Origin of the sequence: Klebsiella sp. AqSCr (genome assembly GCF_008452795.1) — a bacterium.
Taxonomy (GTDB): Bacteria; Pseudomonadota; Gammaproteobacteria; order Enterobacterales; family Enterobacteriaceae; genus Klebsiella; species Klebsiella pneumoniae.
On record NZ_MJDM01000005.1, the window covers coordinates 1,287,105 to 1,301,881 of the forward strand.

At 59.9% G+C, this 14,777-nt stretch carries 14 protein-coding genes; 6 read left to right on the forward strand and 8 right to left on the reverse strand.

Annotation, left to right across the window (positions count from 1 at the left end):
* Positions 1 to 277: 277 nt before the first annotated feature.
* Positions 278 to 1,597 carry a shikimate transporter gene (gene shiA / locus BHE81_RS10370; RefSeq protein WP_029602885.1) on the forward strand — a complete coding sequence of 440 codons (1,320 nt, stop codon included), beginning with the start codon at positions 278 to 280 and terminating at the stop codon, positions 1,595 to 1,597.
* A gap of 46 nt (positions 1,598 to 1,643) precedes the next feature.
* The gene (locus BHE81_RS10375; protein WP_020801542.1) at positions 1,644 to 2,384 is read left to right on the forward strand and encodes a lipoate--protein ligase family protein; all 741 of its coding nucleotides are present in this window, start codon (positions 1,644 to 1,646) and stop codon (positions 2,382 to 2,384) included.
* Here BHE81_RS10375 and BHE81_RS10380 read toward each other — a convergent pair.
* Complete coding sequence (locus BHE81_RS10380) at positions 2,344 to 3,300, reverse strand: LysR family transcriptional regulator (protein WP_020324281.1); 957 nt, start codon at positions 3,298 to 3,300, stop codon at positions 2,344 to 2,346. The genes BHE81_RS10375 and BHE81_RS10380 overlap by 41 nt on opposite strands.
* 115 nt (positions 3,301 to 3,415) lie before the next feature.
* Between BHE81_RS10380 and BHE81_RS10385 the strand changes: the two genes are divergently transcribed.
* A complete protein-coding gene (locus tag BHE81_RS10385) occupies positions 3,416 to 3,805 on the forward strand; it encodes a tautomerase family protein (RefSeq protein WP_004175282.1) in 390 nt (129 codons plus the stop codon).
* 21 nt (positions 3,806 to 3,826) lie between these two features.
* Here the strand turns inward: BHE81_RS10385 and BHE81_RS10390 are convergent, their stop codons facing one another.
* The gene (locus BHE81_RS10390) at positions 3,827 to 4,558 is read right to left on the reverse strand and encodes an HPP family protein (protein WP_002911879.1); all 732 of its coding nucleotides are present in this window, start codon (positions 4,556 to 4,558) and stop codon (positions 3,827 to 3,829) included.
* Positions 4,559 to 4,756: 198 nt separating this feature from the next.
* On the opposite strand from BHE81_RS10390, the gene BHE81_RS10395 reads away from it, so the two are divergent.
* Positions 4,757 to 5,866, forward strand: coding sequence for an adenosylhomocysteinase (locus BHE81_RS10395; protein ID WP_004200363.1), 1,110 nt, complete (start codon positions 4,757 to 4,759; stop codon positions 5,864 to 5,866).
* Between the two features lie 42 nt (positions 5,867 to 5,908).
* Here the strand turns inward: BHE81_RS10395 and cobT are convergent, their stop codons facing one another.
* The 6 genes from cobT to dacD form a co-directional block, all read right to left on the reverse strand.
* Positions 5,909 to 6,997 (reverse strand): nicotinate-nucleotide--dimethylbenzimidazole phosphoribosyltransferase, encoded by a 1,089-nt coding sequence (gene cobT / locus BHE81_RS10400; protein ID WP_110246380.1) that lies wholly within the window; start codon positions 6,995 to 6,997, stop codon positions 5,909 to 5,911.
* 27 nt (positions 6,998 to 7,024) lie between these two features.
* A complete protein-coding gene (gene cobS / locus BHE81_RS10405) occupies positions 7,025 to 7,765 on the reverse strand; it encodes an adenosylcobinamide-GDP ribazoletransferase (protein ID WP_004180482.1) in 741 nt (246 codons plus the stop codon).
* Between the two features lie 314 nt (positions 7,766 to 8,079).
* On the reverse strand, positions 8,080 to 8,403 hold the full coding sequence (locus tag BHE81_RS10410) for a DUF496 family protein (RefSeq protein ID WP_002911883.1): 324 nt from the start codon (positions 8,401 to 8,403) through the stop codon (positions 8,080 to 8,082).
* Positions 8,404 to 8,570: 167 nt separating this feature from the next.
* Positions 8,571 to 9,629, reverse strand: a complete 1,059-nt coding sequence (locus tag BHE81_RS10415) for an FUSC family protein (RefSeq protein WP_002911885.1) — start codon at positions 9,627 to 9,629, stop codon at positions 8,571 to 8,573.
* 98 nt (positions 9,630 to 9,727) lie between these two features.
* The gene (gene sbmC, locus BHE81_RS10420) at positions 9,728 to 10,201 is read right to left on the reverse strand and encodes a DNA gyrase inhibitor SbmC (protein WP_002911889.1); all 474 of its coding nucleotides are present in this window, start codon (positions 10,199 to 10,201) and stop codon (positions 9,728 to 9,730) included.
* A 176-nt stretch (positions 10,202 to 10,377) separates the two neighbouring features.
* Positions 10,378 to 11,541, reverse strand: a complete 1,164-nt coding sequence (gene dacD / locus BHE81_RS10425; RefSeq protein ID WP_004153104.1) for a serine-type D-Ala-D-Ala carboxypeptidase DacD — start codon at positions 11,539 to 11,541, stop codon at positions 10,378 to 10,380.
* A 180-nt stretch (positions 11,542 to 11,721) separates the two neighbouring features.
* Here dacD and sbcB point away from each other — a divergent pair, with 180 nt between their 5' ends.
* Positions 11,722 to 13,146 (forward strand): exodeoxyribonuclease I, encoded by a 1,425-nt coding sequence (gene sbcB, locus BHE81_RS10430; protein WP_019724958.1) that lies wholly within the window; start codon positions 11,722 to 11,724, stop codon positions 13,144 to 13,146.
* Between the two features lie 141 nt (positions 13,147 to 13,287).
* Positions 13,288 to 14,651, forward strand: a protein-coding gene (locus BHE81_RS10435) for an IS3-like element ISKpn1 family transposase (RefSeq protein ID WP_110246713.1) whose coding sequence is annotated in 2 segments (ribosomal slippage) — positions 13,288 to 13,756 and positions 13,756 to 14,651 — 1,365 coding nt in all. Because the reading frame shifts where the segments join, the coding sequence is not laid out codon by codon here.
* Positions 14,652 to 14,777 lie beyond the last annotated feature (126 nt).

Here is a 14,777-nt window from a genome sequence, read left to right on the forward strand (position 1 = left end):
TTAAGTGTAAACCATTTACGTCGATTCTTAAAAGGTGTCCATCTTTGTTATCCGTTGATTTAATTAAAAGTATAAGCTGGATGGCAAATTGCCAGAATGTTAAGTCCAGGGTGTGATTTCGACCGCCTTTCCCATCGATTCTTTTTTGCGCCATCTCCCCCGCTTAGCAGGCAAACTACTTTCCTCCACGGCCGCTGCGCGGTAGTCTCAGAGCAGACGCAACGGTAAAAGCGTCTCATTCCAATAACAATGAAGTACGTGACTGACAGGACAGGGTATGGATTCAACAATAAGCGTGCAGCCCGGCGAGGCGCCAGATTCACTACATCGGGCCCGGCGGGCGGCCTGGGGTAGTTTTGCCGGCGCGGTGGTCGACTGGTACGATTTTCTTCTCTATGGCATTACCGCCGCGCTGGTGTTCAACCGCGAATTTTTCCCGCAAATCGGCCCGGCGATGGGAACGCTTGCCGCCTTTGCCACCTTCGGCGTTGGGTTTCTTTTTCGCCCGCTCGGCGGAATTATTTTTGGCCACTTCGGCGATCGCCTCGGGCGGAAACGGATGCTGATGATGACCGTCTGGATGATGGGTATCGCCACTGCCTGCATCGGCCTGCTCCCCTCGTTCAACCAGATCGGCTGGTGGGCGCCGGTGCTGCTGGTGTTCCTGCGAGCGGTTCAGGGATTCGCCGTCGGCGGCGAATGGGGCGGCGCGGCGCTGCTCTCGGTGGAGAATGCCCCACAGGGGAAAAAAGCCTTTTACAGCAGCGGGGTGCAGGTGGGCTACGGCGTCGGCCTCCTGCTCTCTACCGGGCTGGTATCGCTGATTAGCAGCCTGACCAGCGACCAGCAGTTCCTCAGCTGGGGCTGGCGCTTACCGTTCCTGTTCAGCGTGGTGTTGGTCCTTATTGCGCTGTGGATCCGTAACGGCATGGCGGAATCGCAGGAGTTTGAAGCGCAGCAGAGCCAGGACAACGCGCCGCAGATGAAAAAGCGGCTGCCGGTAGTGGAAGCGCTGCTTCGCCATCCGGGAGCGTTTTTACTGATTATCGCCCTGCGGCTGTGTGAACTGCTGACGATGTATATCGTCACCGCCTTCGCCCTCAACTACTCCACGCAAAACCTCGGCCTGCCGCGCGAGCTGTTTCTCAACATTGGCCTGCTGGTGGGCGGTCTTAGCTGCCTGACTATCCCCTGCTTCGCCTGGCTGGCAGACCGCTTTGGCCGTCGGCGGATCTATATCACCGGGGCGCTGATCGGCACTTTGAGCGGTTTCCCGTTCTTTATGGCGCTGGAGAGTCAGTCCGTTTTCTGGATCCTGTTCTTCGCCCTGATGCTGGCCAATATCGCCCATGATATGGTGGTCTGCGTCCAGCAGCCGATGTTTACCGAGCTGTTCGGCGCCAGCTATCGCTATAGCGGCGCCGGCGTCGGCTACCAGGTGGCGAGCGTGGTCGGCGGCGGCTTTACCCCGTTTATTGCCGCGGCGCTGGTCACCTTCTCCGGCGGATCGTGGCACAGCGTGGCCCTCTATCTGACCGCAGGATGCCTGCTGTCAGCGCTCACCGCGCTGATGATGAAAAAGCACCCCGTCGACTGACCCACCAGCGGAGGGCGTAACCCGCGCCCTCCGGTAAGGAGAATACATGTCTCAGTTAACCCTGGCCGACTGCTGGCCTCGCCGTTTTTCCCCCTCCTCGCTGGCGCTGCAGTTTTGCGAGGATCCCACCCAGGCCGAACAGCCGCTGTTTGCTAAAGCCAGCGCCGGCGAGGCCGTCGCCCAGCTCTGGCAGGCGCCGCAGGGATTGGTGGTGCCGGGGAGCTATCGTCAGTTTACGGATCTGCCGGCGGTCAGCGCGCATTTTGCCGCGCGCGGCTGGCCGGTATGGCTTCGCCGCTCCGGCGGCGGTCTGGTGCCCCAGGGGCCGGGCATTATCAACCTTAGCCTCGCCTGGCCGGTGCAGCAGCCGCTCGGCGAAGCCGCCGAACCGATCTATCATTCGCTGTGCGCTGTGCTGCAGCGCACCCTCGCGCGCTTCGGCGTTGCCAGCCACCCCCGGGCGGTGAGCGGTTCCTTTTGCGATGGACGGTATAATCTTGCCTGCGGAGAAGGCGCGGAGGCGCGCAAGATTGTCGGTACCGCCCAGTACTGGCGGCCGCTGGCGGCGGGCGGCGGCCACGTGGTGCTGGCCCATGCGGTGATCCTTGTTGACGCCGATCTGAGCGCGGCGCATCAGGCGGCGAACGCCTTCGAAGCGCAGCTCGGCAGCGAGCGGGTCTATTGCGCTGACAAGACCGTTACTCTCGCGCAGCTGCTTCCCGGCGAGCGCCATCTGCTGCCCCGCTTTAGCGAGACGCTGGCGCAGGAGCTGGACGCGGCTCGCTGAAGGTCGCTTTCAGGTAGCGGCTGAAGGTTTCCACCGCGCGCGACACGCGCGGGGTATAGGGCCGGATGACGTACAGCCGATCGGCAAACACCTCTACTGGCTGCCACGCCGGCAGCAGCTCCTGCACCAGCCCGCGGCCAATGGCCTCCCGGGCGCTGAAATCCGGCAACAGCGCCACCCCAAGCCCCGCCAGCACCGCATCACGTAGCGACTCGCTGTTATTGGTGGCGAATGGCCCCTGCACGTTGATGGTCACCCGAGCATCGGGCGACTGACGGGAGGCGAACGTCCACTGCGGGCGCTGTGGCCCACGAGGATAGGTCAGGCATTGGTGGTGGCGCAGATCTTCGGGGGTCTCCGGGCGGCCATGGCGGCGAATATAGTCGGCGGACGCGACGGTAAGCGTCGCGGTGTGACACAGCGGCCAGGCGACATGGGTATCCGGGAGCGCCTCGCGCCGACAGTGGCGGATGGCGAGATCGAACCCTTCGCTGGCCAGAGAGACCAGCCGGTCGGTGACCTCAAGCTGCAGATGCAGCTGGGGATGCTGATGCAAAAAAGGCGCGATTGCCGGGACCAGCTGCTGGCGGGAAAAGGCCACCGGCGCGGTCAGGCGCAGCGTTCCCCGCAGCGGCCCGCCTTCATCGCAGGCGCCGGTGAAAATATCCCGCAGCTGACCAAACGGCTCGTTGAGCTCCGCCACCAGCCGCAGTCCGTCGTCGCTGAGGCTCACGCTGCGGGTGGTGCGATGGACGAGGGTTTTACCGGTCACCCGCTCCAGCTCGCTGATTTTCTGGCTGATAGCCGACTTGCTGATCCCCAGCTTTTCCGCGGCCCGGGTATAGCTTTTTTGTTCTTCCAGCACCGTCAGCCAGTACAGATGGAGCCAGTAACTCTCCGGACGACTCTCGCTCATGTGATTGTTCACCAGTAAAAACAATGTATTCAACTATAGCGGTTTTTGCCGGCGGCGGCATCGGCTAGCATCTTGTTGAGCCCATCATTATTCCCTAACGATAAGGAGCACCTGCATGCCATTACTGACATTTGACCTGATTGAAGGCCGTACGGAACAGGAGGTCAAAACCCTGCTGGATGCCGCCCATCGCGCCGTGCTGCGCGCCTTCGAGGTACCAGAACGCGACCGTTACCAGATTGTTCATGAAAACAAAGCCCATCATATGGTGATTGAAGATACCGGCCTCGGATTGACCCGCACGCGGGATCTGGTGGTGGTGCGGGTCTATACCAGCCCGCGCAGCGAGGCGCAGAAGCAGCGCTTCTTCGCCATTTTGCAGGAGGAGCTGGCGGAACACTGCGGCCTGAGCGGCGATGATCTGATGGTGTCGATTATCAGTAACCAGAAAGGCGACTGGAGCTTTGGCCGCGGGGTCGCGCAGTATCTTACCGGCGATCTGTAACCCGCAGCCCGCAGTACGCCCTTAGCGGCGGGCTGCCGTCGCGATACGCTGCCGCGCCTGCTGCTCGATATTCTCCAGCAACTCCTGGACATCGTCTTCATCAATGTCGAGGAACTGGCCTTCCAGCAGCGCGGCGTGAATATCTTCCCGGGTGACCGAAATACCCAGCGGCACCGCCCTGGATTTGACCTCCTCCGCCGCCAGCGGATGCGGATAACGGCGGCCAACCAGGTTATTAAACACAATAGCCAGCAGCGCCAGCATCAGCGAGTTGAGGAGCACCGGGGTCAGCACAAAGTGATAGCCTTCGCTGTGCACCCCGGCGCCGCCGAGGATCGCCGTCAGGGCCACCGCGCCGCCGGGGGGATGCAGACAGCGCAGAAAATACATCCCGGCGATGGCCAGAGCCGCCGCCAGACCGCAGGCCAGCGCCGCATCGGGGACCAGCATACCGACCGTGACGCCGATCAGCGCCGACAGCACGTTGCCGCCGACAATCGACCACGGCTGCGCCAGCGGGCTGCTCGGTACGCCAAACAGGAGTACCGCCGAGGCCCCCATCGGGGCAATAAACCACAGATTGACTTCGCCGAGCAGCCAGTGGCTGAACATGCTGGTCACCGCCAGTCCGGTGCCGGCGCCAATGGATCCCAGCACGATATGCCGGCGGGCCACCGGCAGCGCGTGCGGCTTCAGGCGGCCAAGGAAAATCCGCAGCCGTGAAAATATCCCCGCAGGAATAACACTCAACATCGCTTCATCGCTCAAATCATAGGAATTACTTATATTTTATTTTCTTTTTTTAACCTTAAATTAACAACCCTGTCTTTCGCAGGGGATAGCGCGGGCGGCGATGTCCGACGGCATTGTACTGTGAATTCTCGCGGGGGCTGATAGAATCCCTTTTCGGTCAGGGGGATACCCCTTTTGCGAATTGAAGGTCATAACCCAGTGAATAATAAAATCTCTTTAGCGAAAGAAGTGGCATGGGCCAGCCAGAATATGCCGCGTACCCTGCGTCAGGTCGCCGCGCTGCCCGACCTCAGCGGCGTGCGTCTGGCCTGCTGTATGCACCTCGACATGAAAATGATCCCGCTGGTGCAGGGGATCCTCGACAAGGGCGCTCAGGTCTTTTTAACCACCTGTAACCCCACCACCGTGCAGGACGACGTGGTGGCCTGGCTGGTGGAGCGCGGCGCCGAGGCCTGCGCGTGGCGCAATATGAGCGATGCCGACTGGCAACAGTCATGGGAAAAAGCGATTGCCTGGCAGCCCACTCACCTGTGCGAGATGGGCGCCGATATCACCACCCTGCTCCACCAGCGCGGCGAGTTTGGGAACATCGTGGCGGGTCTGGAAGCCACCGGCTCGGGCGTCAATCGGCTGGGGGATATTCAGCCAGGCTATCCGATCTTTAACTGGGACGATCTGCCGGTCAAAGAGGGGCTGCACAACCGCCATATGGTCGGTCTCACTGCCTGGCACACCTTCTTCCAGACCACTCACCTCACCCTGCATGAGAAAAAAGTGCTGGTGATCGGCTACGGCCTGGTTGGCCAGGGCGTCGCGGCGGCGGCAAAAGCTTTTGGCGGTCAGGTGATGGTGGCGGAGATCGATCCTGCCCGCCGTCTGCAGGCGGCCTACGACGGCTGGCACGTGGTGGACCTCCAGGAGGCTATCGCCTCGGCGGACGTGGTGGCCACAGCGACAGGCGGTAAAAACGTGGTTAATCGCCAGGCGCTGGACCGGGCGAAAGCGGGAGTATTTATCCTTAACGTCGGCCACGTGGCGGAAGAGATCGACGGCGATTACCTGCGCCAGTACCCCCAGGAAGAGGTGATGCCGTATATCAATGCCTACCGCATGGCCGACAAAACCGTCTATCTGCTGGCCAATGGTTCAATGCTCAATCTGACCGCTGGCTTCGGCGACAGCCTGAACGCCTTTGACGTCACCCTCGCGGTGATGGCCAGCGGCATCCGCCATATTGTCACCGACGGCATGCGCGCCCCGGCGAAGGTTTATCTCCTGCCCCAGGCGGTCTGGCAGCAGGCCCTGTAAACCCGGCGCATCGCCCCCATCGCGGGACGATGCGTTTTACCATCAGGACGACGGCGCGCTATCGGGCAACACAATATTGCTCTGCGCCAGCGTTCCCATCTGGTTGTACATCACGCTGGCGGCATCCAGCAGGTGCATCGCCAGCGCGGCGCCGCTGCCCTCTCCCAGGCGCATGTCCATATCGAGATACGGCCGCAGACCCAGCGCGTCGAGGGCGATCTGCGCTCCTTTCTCCGCCGACAGGTGTGAAGGAATAAGATAAGGGTGCGCCGACGGGGCCATGCGGCATGCGGCCAGGGCAGAGGCATAGGAGAGGAAGCCATCCAGCACCACCGGCAGGCCACAGGAGGCCGCCCCGAGGATCACCCCGGTCATGCCCACCAGATCGTACCCCCCCACCTTCGCCAGGACATCCAGCCCGTCCGCCGGGTTCGGCTGATTATGGGCTATCGCCTGGCGCACCACCGCCACCTTATGGCCCCGCTGCGCCAGCGGCAGATTAGCCCCACAGCCCACCACCGCGTCAGGGTCGCTGCCCGTCAGGACACTGATCGTCGCTGCGGCCGGGGTGGTATTGGCCATTCCCAATTCGCCGACGCCGAAGGCTTTCACCCCGTCGGCAGCGAGCTGGCGGGTGAGATGCATGCTGGCCAGCAGCACCGTCTCCGCCTGCTGGCGGCTCATGGCCGCCTGCTGGCGGCTCATGGCCGCCGTCCGGGCGATATTCCCGCTACCGCGGGCCACCTTGAGGTTAATCAGGCCCGGCAGCGGGTCGGCATCGATGCCGACATCCACCACCTGCACCCTGGCCCCGGCCTGCGCCGCCAGCACGCAGACGCCGGTGTTGCCCCGCACCATATTGCCGGCATGAATGGCCGTCACCACCTGCGGCGAAGGGGTCACGCCTTCATGCCAGACGCCATGGTCGGCGCACATGACCACAATCGCTTTCTCCGCCAGCGCCAGCTGCCCCTGCAAGCCAGGCAGACCGGCCAGCTGCACCGCCAGCGCCTCCAGACGGCCAAGGCTGCCGGGCGGCTTTAACAGGCCATCAATATGCTGCTGAGCGCGCGCCATGGCCGCCACATCGGGCTGCGGAATGGCAGCCAGTAACGCCGAAAGTGTTTCCATTCTGTTCCTCACCGTTGGCGTCAGGCCTTACAGCAGCGCCAGTAAAAAGAGTAATTCGCCCAGCTCAATCGCCGCCCCGAGGGTATCCCCGGTCTGCCCGCCGAGGGTTCGCTTCAGCGCCCATCCCAGACCCCAAATCAGCACCAGGGTGATCAGCGCGGCGCGCAGCCCCTGCAGCCCCAGCAGGGCGGTGGCCAGCGCGATCGCCATCGCCATCGTCACCAGCGTCTGCTGCAGGCTAATTTTGCCGATAAACAGATTGCCCAGCCCCTTTTCCCGCGCATAGCGATGACGATACATCAGCAGCACCGCCATCCCGCGACCGACGGCGCAGGCCGCCGCCAGGGCTGCGATGGGGTGGATATCACGCAGCAGCAGCTCGCCAACCACCAGCACTTTCGCCACCAGCACGAAGATCAGCGCCAGCCCGCCGTGGGTGCCCAGCCGGCTGTCGCGCATGATCTCCAGCATCCGATCGCGGGTGCGGGCGGAGAAAATGCCGTCGCAGGTATCAGCCAGCCCGTCAAGATGGAATCCGCCGGTGAGCAGCGCCAGCGCCAGCACGCCGAACAGCGCCGCCAGCGGGACGCCGCACCACGGCTGCAGGAGGAGCGCCACCGCGCCGGCGATGGCGCCGAGCAGTAAACCGACCAGCGGAAAGGTGACGATACTGCGCTGGTACTGTTCGATCTCCAGGCCCTGAGATAACCGCGCCGGGACCGGCAGGCGGCTGATAAACGAGAGTGCAGCAAAGAATGACTTAATCACGTGAGGTTGACTCCTGTCGGCGAAAGCAGCGGAAGAGTTCTGTCGCGCCCGGTCAGCACCTGAGTTTGTCTTCTGGCGAATCGATCGTCGGAGAGGTGAGAGGTGTTGAGATATCGCCCTGACGCCGCTGCGTCAGATGCCCGGCCAGGATGAGAGAAACCTTTCCGATATCAATACGTTTTTCGCGGGCCAGTATAGCAAAGTGTCGGTGAGGAGAAGCAGTTGCCGGAACAAAGTTTTCGCAGAAAAAAGCAGGGAAGAGAGGGAAACGCGGAACAGCCCGGCGACGCTTACCGCCGCCGGACCGGCAGGGATTAGCCTTCGACTTTGGCTTCGCCCATCACTTTCAGTTTTTTCGAGATGTCGCGGCGCTCTTTGGACAGCTCGGCATTTTTGATGATGTAATCATCAACGCGATCTTCGTAATCGCTCTTCATGCTGGCGATGATGCCCTGGATGGCTTCCACGCTCATGCCCGGTTTGATGTAGTCGCTGAGGTTGTCCAGCAGCAGAACGCGCTTCTGGTTATCACGGATCTTTTTCTCAACGTCCTGAATTTCACGCTGCAGTTTGTTCTTACGACGGTACAGACGAACAAACTCCAGTACGTCCTGGAAAGAAGGCTTAGTTGTTTCCATTTTTACACCCCTAATAATTGAGATTCGGATTCGTAAAGCGACTGCGTTATAGGGCTAACATAACTGCTAGCAGCCGCTGATGACAATGTTTTTTCCTTTGCGTTTATCATAACCCTAAACGCTGCTGAATCGAAACAACCCATGTGGTTACCCGGTGCATCTGATGTTTATTTGCGCAACGCGCGGCAGATCAGATGCGAGAGCAGCTCCAGCTGGCGCGCCAGTTCGATTGAGAGCCAAACATAGCCATGGACCGGGGTTTCCGCCAGGCCGTCATCACCCTGCTCTTTCAGCAGCTGGCGCAGTTCGAGGACGATCTCAGTCAGCTTTTCATTGTTGGCGCGCACAGGCTGAGGGTTCCCTTCGTACAGCGCGTGGGCGATGGACAACAGCGTCTGCTGGGTCATCTGCTGCGTCTCCCGCAGGGTGTGCGCATTGAGCATCACGAAGTGACCCGGACGCGTTGCCCACCAGGCGTTGATCTGCAGCTCCAGCATGCAGACGAGGTTGCGGCTGACGGTCTGGATAGCCTCGAAGATCGCCTTCTGGATGTGCGTCTCTTTGCTGGCGGGGGTGATCAGCCCGCGCATTTTAACCACGTCGTTCAGCGCCTGCTGGAGATGCTTTTCCAGCCGCGGTCGATCCACCAGATTTGGCGAGAAGCCGGCCTGGTAGAGGCGGTTAAAGTTGGTGACATAGCTGGCCATCTGGATGCGCCAGTGGATGAACGCCCGCTGCGGCCAGATGCCGGTAAACAGCATCGCCAGCAGCGAGCCGAAGATCACATCGCCGCTTCGCCACAGCGCGGTATGCATATCGCCGGGCGGCGCCCCGACCACCACCGACAGAGTGATGCCGATCAGCAGCGCCTGATAGGGTTTCTTGCCCAGCGCCAGCCAGCCGCAGAGGAACATCGCCGCCGCGCACCAGAGGACCATCAGCGGCAGGGAGATGAGCTCAAGCTTCAGCGCCACCAGCCCCAGCGCCGAACCGAGGATCGTGCCGCCGATACGCTGAAACGCCCGCGGCACGACGTTACCCCAGAAGGAGATCGGCCCCATCACCACCACCAGAGTGATGAGAGGCCAGGTTCCCTCAGGCACGTTCAGCAGCCGCACCAGCAAAAAGGTGAGCACAAAGGCCAGCGCAATCCGCACACCATGCACCACCCGATAATGGCGATACAAGCGGATCTCAAATGGCTTGAGTGATTTATCAGCGCGCACAACCCTCTCCGGCAAAACGAAAAGGCCAATTGTAACTGCTTTTTCGCCCGGAGCATGCCGGGAATGTAAAAAACCTTGTCCGGAACAGGGGTAAGCCGCTACGACGCGACGCGCTCAACGGGAACATACATGTCGATATCCCAGTAGCCGTCGTGGTTGCCGTCGTTAAGATAGACCTCAAAGCAGGGCTGGGGGGCGATGCGATACGCCGTGCTCTGCTGCAGGCTGTCAAAAAACTGCATCCACGGGGTGGCGAAGTCGTAATCCACCACCCGCGCGCGGGCGCAGGCGTAATCCCCGCCGGCAATCGCCGCCAGGATCACCCCTTCGCTGTTGGCGGGAATGACATAATCCTCATCCACGGTGACTGCCGTCGCGCAGCGCAGTTTTTCCGCCGGCACTTCCTCCGGGTTATCGTAGTAGACGGCCACCCATTCGCGGGCGGGCACCTGGTGGTTCTCAACCCACATCATCAGTTGCTCAAACCCCTGCTTGACCGTGTGATCCCAGGGCCCGACCAGATGGAAACCGGCGATGGTTTTCTTGCCGAGGGTGGTGATGCTGTAGTTCATCTTGCCTCCTTTGGAGATAAATCACTGTATGAATATACAGTTAATTTAACAGGAGATCCCCCTTCAGTATGTGCGCGAATTCACAGAGTCGCCACCACACCGCTGTAAAAACAGGCGCCCCGCCAGCACGAGCGACAGGCGAAAAAAAACCGCCTGCAAAGAGGCGGTTGGCGTGGTTACAGCTCGTGATGCAGGTAATCGCTCATTCGCGAGAACACTCCGCCTTTATTGATGCTTTCGAGGGTGACCAGCGGATAGTGCCCCACCACCTTGTCGCCGTCATACAGTGAAATCTCGCCAACCCGCTGATTGGCGGCGATTGGCGCCTCAAGGTCCTTCTTATCCAGCACATATTTCGCTTTAATGCGCGACACTTCTGCCTTCGGCAGGGCTAACCAGAAATCCTGATCGGTGCCGAGCTTAATCTGCTCTTTATCGCCGTACCAGATACGCTCGGTGCCGACCTTCTGCCCCTTCTGCAGCACCTGCACGGTGTCGAAGTTCTGCTGCCCCCAGTGCAGCAGTTTAGCGGCCTGCTGCTCGCGGCCTTTCGGACTGTCCGCCCCCATCACCACGGCGATCAGCCGGCGCTGGCCATCCACCGCCGAGGCGATCAGGTTGAACCCGGCCCCCGAGGTGTGGCCGGTTTTCAGGCCATCAACGTTCATGGTTTTATCCCACAGCAGACCGTTACGGTTTTGCTGGGTGATCCCGTTCCACGTCAGGCTTTTCTGGCTGTACATGTGGTAGACGTCTGGTTCGCCATGAATAATCGCCCGCGAGAGCACCGCGAGGTCATAGGCCGAACTGTGCTGGCCCGGGGCGTCGAGGCCGTGGACGGTTTCGAAATGGGTGTCCCGCAGGTGCAGTTTTTCGACATACTGATTCATCAGGGCGACAAACTGCGGCTGGCCGCCGGCGACATAGTCGGCCAGCGCGACGCAGGCGTCGTTACCGGAGTCGACAATCAGCCCACGGCTGAGGTCGCGGACGCTGACGCGATCCCCTGGCTTTAAGAACATCAGCGATGACCCGTCGAACACCGGGTTGCCCTTCGCCCAGGCGTCTTTACCCACGGTGACGATATCGTCAAAGGTGATACGATGGCTGTCGATGGCGCGATCGACCACGTAGCCGGTCATCAGTTTGGTCAGACTGGCAGGATTGCGCTGCTGATGTTCGTTACCCGCGGTCAGCACCTGACCGGTGGTGTAATCCATCAGCACCCAGGAGCCAGCCTGAATGGAAGGCGGCGCGACCGTAGCAGGTAAGTCGACGGCAAATGCGCAGGAAACGCTCGAAGCGAGCAAAGATACAGCAATAAACAAACGGCCTTTCAACGGCATATCCTCTAGATTTACAGATCCGCCGTCCTTTTTACGGAACTTCGCGTTTCATATCAGGGTTTAATTGCAAGAAAATATGACACAGCAGAGGAAGTTGCTTGCCGCGCCCCTTCTGATGACCGGGCAAATCGTTTACCATACCGGTCGCACGCCACCACGGATAATGAACAGACTATGCAAGATAGCGTCAACCAGCCCGGATTTTTATTCCACGATTATGAAACCTTCGGCACCAGCCCTTCCCTCGACCGGCCGGCGCAGTTCGCCGCCATCCGCACCGACGCGGAGCTGAATGTGCTCGGCGAGCCCGAAGTGTTTTACTGCAAACCCGCTGACGATTACCTGCCGCAGCCGCAGGCGGTGATGATCACCGGGATCACGCCGCAGGAAGCGCTGGCCAAAGGGGATAATGAGGCCGCGTTTGCCCGCCGCATCCACGATCTGTTCACGGTGCCGCAAACCTGTATCGTCGGCTATAACAACGTGCGCTTTGATGACGAAGTGACGCGGAATATCTTCTATCGCAACTTCTATGACCCTTATGCCTGGAGCTGGCAGCACGATAACTCGCGCTGGGATCTGCTCGACGTAATGCGCGCCTGCTATGCCCTGCGCCCGGAAGGGATCGCCTGGCCGGAGAATGACGAAGGGTTGCCGAGCTTCCGGCTTGAACATCTGACCGTCGCCAACGGTATTGAACACCAGAACGCCCATGACGCGATGGCCGATGTGTACGCCACCATCGCCATGGCGAAGCTGGTGAAAACCCGGCAGCCGCGGCTGTTTGATTATCTCTACAGCCACCGCAATAAGCGCAAGCTGGCGACGCTTATCGACGTGCCGCAGATGAAGCCCCTGGTGCATGTCTCCGGCATGTTTGGCGCCGCGCGCGGCAACACCAGCCTGGTGGCGCCCCTGGCCTGGCATCCGGAAAACCGCAATGCGGTGATTATGGTCGATCTGGCGGGCGATATGGCGCCGCTGCTGGAACTGGATGCCGATGCCCTGCGCGAGCGGCTCTACACCCCGCGCGCCGAGCTTGGCGATCTGCCGGCGGCGCCGATCAAGCTGGTGCATTTAAATAAATGTCCGGTACTGGCCCAGGCCAATACCCTGCGCCCGCAGGATGCCGACCGGCTGGGGATCTCTATTCAGCGCTGTCTGGAGAACGCCCAGCTGCTGCGGGCGAATCCGCAGGTGCGCGAGAAGGTAGTGGCGGTCTATGCCGAAGCCGAACCCTTCGTGCCGTCCGAAAACGTCGACGCCCAGCTGTACAATGGGTTCTTTAGCGATGCCGACCGCGCGGCGATGAAAATCGTGCTGGAAACCGAACCGCGCAATCTGCCGGCGCTGGATATCACCTTCGCCGACCAGCGTATCGAACGCCTGCTGTTTAACTACCGGGCGCGCAACTTCCCCGGCACGCTCGATGAACATGAGCAGCAGCGCTGGTTAGAGCATCGTCGTCAGGTGTTTACGCCGGCGTTTTTGCAGGCCTATGCCGATGAGCTGCAAATGCTGTATCAGCAGTATGCGGATGATAAAGAGAAGCTGGCGCAGCTGAAGGCGCTGTGGCAGTACGTGCAGGATATTGTCTGATTGGCTGAAATTCCCGGGTTGCGGCTAACGCCTTACCCGGACTACAAACGATGACCGGGGAGGACGCCTGACCGTAGGCCCGCGCAAGCGCATGGACTGCACCCCAAAAGTTGGACACCCAACTGAGTAAGGTGCAGTTTTATGGCTAAACCAAAGTATTCCCCTGAAACAAAACTGGCTGTGGTTAATCATTATTTGTCCGGTAAAGACGGAGAACAGAGTACAGCCGACCTTTTTGGTATTGAAAGAACATCTGTCCGTCGCTGGGTCAGGGCATGGCAGTTCCACGGTGCAGAAGGCCTGACTGCAAAAAATAATCATTATTCCGATGAATTTAAACTCGTGGTCGTCCGGGCGGTTATCAGTGACCGCCTGACGATGCGTGAAGCGGCTGCCCGGTTTAATCTCTCCGCAGAAATACTTGTCCGGCGCTGGCTCGACGTGTACAACGATGCCGGAGCGGAAGGTCTTTTAAACATGCAATGCGGACGGCCCGGACAAATGACAAAGCCAAAAAATATCCCACCACTGACAGATAAAGAGCTGGAAAAACTCTCCCCCGAAGAGCTCAGGGCCGAACTGCGTTATCTGCGGGCAGAGAATGCCTATCTAAAAAAGTTGAAAGCCTTGGTTCAGAGCGAAAAAAATGGCAAAAAGCCCTGATAATCAGTGAACTAAGGCATGAACACGCTCTGCGGGACCTTCTGCGGGCGGCCGGTATGTCCCGTAGCACGTGGTATTACAATATGAATGCACTGAAGCAAGGGGACAGGTATGCGGGTCTTAAAGAGAACATCAGGAAGATATACCACTATCACAAAGGTCGTTATGGCTACCGCAGGATCACGCTCGCACTGAGAAAACAGGGGCTGCGGATAAACCATAAAACAGGGCAGCGGCTGATGGCAGAACTGTCACTCCGGTCTGTGATAAGGGCGAAAAAATATCGTGCCTGGAAAGGGAGAACGGGCGAGGCCGCGCCCAATATCCTGAGCCGGAACTTCGGTGCGTCAAAAGCCAACGAAAAATGGGTAACAGATGTGACAGAGTTCCCGGTACAGGGAAAAAAGCTTTACCTGTCGTCAGTTCTCGATCTGTTTAACCGGGAGGTTATCGCCTACAGCCTGTCGGAAAGGCCGGTGATGGAGATGGTGAATACGATGCTGGACGGTGCGTTCCCGAAGCTCAGACCGGGAGATGCTCCGCTGCTGCACTCGGATCAGGGCTGGCATTACAGGATGAGGAGCTATCAGGAACGTTTAAAGGCGCATGGGATGACGCAGAGTATGTCGCGTAAAGGAAACTGCCTGGATAATGCAGTGATGGAAAACTTCTTCGGTACCCTGAAATCGGAGTGTTTTTATCTGAGGGAGTTCAGGAGTGTCAGTGCGCTAAGAAAAGCCGTAGAGGACTATATCCATTACTACAACAACGAGCGGATAAGCCTGAAATTAAAAGGCCTGAGTCCGGTAGAGTACCGAACCCAGGCTCTGAGAGCCGCTTAATATGAACCATCCAACTTTATGGGGTCAGTCCAGCAGCGCCGCCGGGCATTGCGTCCCCAGTTCGTGCTTACCTTTTTGCCCGGTGGCGGCTTCGCCTTACCGGGCCTGGGCGCTGGTACCAGAGTA

Bases quoted from the DNA above. Each gene is read 5' to 3' on its own strand.
- sbmC (WP_002911889.1), bottom strand. From the start codon at position 10,201: ATGAACTACAGCATCACCACCCTCGGCAAGAAAACCATCGCCGGTTTC.
- BHE81_RS10390 (WP_002911879.1), bottom strand. From the start codon at position 4,558: ATGTTGAGTGTTATTCCTGCGGGGATATTTTCACGGCTGCGGATTTTC.
- cobT (WP_110246380.1), bottom strand. From the start codon at position 6,997: ATGGAAACACTTTCGGCGTTACTGGCTGCCATTCCGCAGCCCGATGTG.
- BHE81_RS10410 (WP_002911883.1), bottom strand. From the start codon at position 8,403: ATGGAAACAACTAAGCCTTCTTTCCAGGACGTACTGGAGTTTGTTCGT.
- sbcB (WP_019724958.1), top strand. From the start codon at position 11,722: ATGCAAGATAGCGTCAACCAGCCCGGATTTTTATTCCACGATTATGAA.
- BHE81_RS10375 (WP_020801542.1), top strand. From the start codon at position 1,644: ATGTCTCAGTTAACCCTGGCCGACTGCTGGCCTCGCCGTTTTTCCCCC.
- shiA (WP_029602885.1), top strand. From the start codon at position 278: ATGGATTCAACAATAAGCGTGCAGCCCGGCGAGGCGCCAGATTCACTA.
- BHE81_RS10385 (WP_004175282.1), top strand. From the start codon at position 3,416: ATGCCATTACTGACATTTGACCTGATTGAAGGCCGTACGGAACAGGAG.
- BHE81_RS10380 (WP_020324281.1), bottom strand. From the start codon at position 3,300: ATGAGCGAGAGTCGTCCGGAGAGTTACTGGCTCCATCTGTACTGGCTG.